At 67.1% G+C, this 1,360-nt stretch carries 2 protein-coding genes; both read right to left on the reverse strand.

Annotated elements, in window-relative coordinates; genetic code table 11:
- Window positions 1–20: 20 nt before the first annotated feature.
- Entirely contained in the window at window positions 21–185 is a 165-nt protein-coding gene (locus AB0L60_RS42435; protein WP_364626650.1) for a hypothetical protein, read from the reverse strand.
- Complete coding sequence (locus AB0L60_RS42440; protein ID WP_364626653.1) at window positions 182–1,315, reverse strand: IS701 family transposase; 1,134 nt, start codon at window positions 1,313–1,315, stop codon at window positions 182–184. The genes AB0L60_RS42435 and AB0L60_RS42440 overlap by 4 nt, the downstream gene beginning before the upstream one ends.
- Between the last annotated feature and the right edge of the window lie 45 nt (window positions 1,316–1,360).

Genomic DNA, 1,360 nt, shown 5'->3' on the forward strand with positions numbered 1-1,360 from the left:
TACTGCAACGACACTCGCGTTCAGGTGAGTGGGTGGCCGCGGCGGCGGTAGTGGGAGAGGCGGGCTTGGTGTTGTCGGCGGCGTCGCCAGCGTGACCAGGCCCAGGTGTGGTCGGGGTGGTGGTGGCGGGTGAGGACGAAGGCGATGAGCAGGCGGCGGATCTCCGGTAGCGTGAGGGCGATCATGTCTTCGCCAGGATCGGCGAGTCCCCCTTTGCGGCAACGGTTTTCGATGCGGCCAGCCAGGCCAGGGCGAGCATCGACAAGGTGATGTGGGCATACCAGGCGCGCCAGGCGCGGACCTGGTAGTGATCGAGCCCGGCCTCACCTTTGGCCTGCTGGAACGCCTCTTCCACGTGCCAGCGCGTGCCCGCGGTCCAGGCCAGATCCACCAGGCGGGCGGTGGCCGGGCCGTAGCAGAGGTAGTAGGCGATCTCGGTGGGGTTGGCGATGCTGCGCCGGGCCAGCAGCCAGTGCCCGCGCCCGGACGCCCACGTCCCGTCGATCTGGCGGCGCGCCCAGTCGTATTCGCGGGGTCCGTGTGCGCCGGCGCCGACCGAGAGCCGCTGCCAGGCGCGATCGGCGAACTCGGCCACGAGGTCATCGGCGCGGGCGATCCGGTCGGCGCGGGTGGTGACCTGCTGGTCGCAGCGGGTGGCCAGCACGTAGAACACGTCGTGGTCCTCGCACCAATCGCGCAGGTAACCGGCTTGCCCGTAGGCTTCGTCGGCGGTGAACCACCGAAACGGAACCTTCGCGGTGACCGCGCGGTCGAGCATCGCGATCATCTGCCGCGGCTTGGTCGCGAACTCGACCTCGTCGGGAATCCCGGCCTCGCGGCAACGGTCCCGATCGGCGGTCCACGACTCGGGAACATAGAGTTCCCGGTCGATCAGGGCATGCCCATGCTCGGACGTGTACGCCAGAAACACCCCGATCTGGCAATTCTCGGTACGACCGGCCGTTCCAGAGTATTGGCGTTGCACCCCAGCCGATTTCACGCCCTTCTTCAAAAAACCGGTGTCATCTCCGGCCAACACCGCCTCGGAGTCACCCAGATGCTCGACCACGTAGTCGCGCACATCGTCACGCACCGCGTCGACATCCCAATCGGCCGCACGCAGCAGCCGCTGCATCCCCTGCGGACCCGTCTCACCAGCACGTTCGGCCAGCGTCCACCCGTTCTTACGTTCCAAACCCGCCAGCAACCCCGACACATACTCCCGCGCCCGCTCGCGCGGCTCCGACCGCGCGAACCGGCCACCGATCCGCGACATCAACGAATCCAACTCGGCCACAACACGATCCAACACCACACAACACATCTACCAGCACCTACTCACACAGGTGTCGTTGCAGTA

It is taken from the genome of Nocardia sp. NPDC051981 (genome assembly GCF_040680715.1).
GTDB lineage: Bacteria > Actinomycetota > Actinomycetes > Mycobacteriales > Mycobacteriaceae > Nocardia.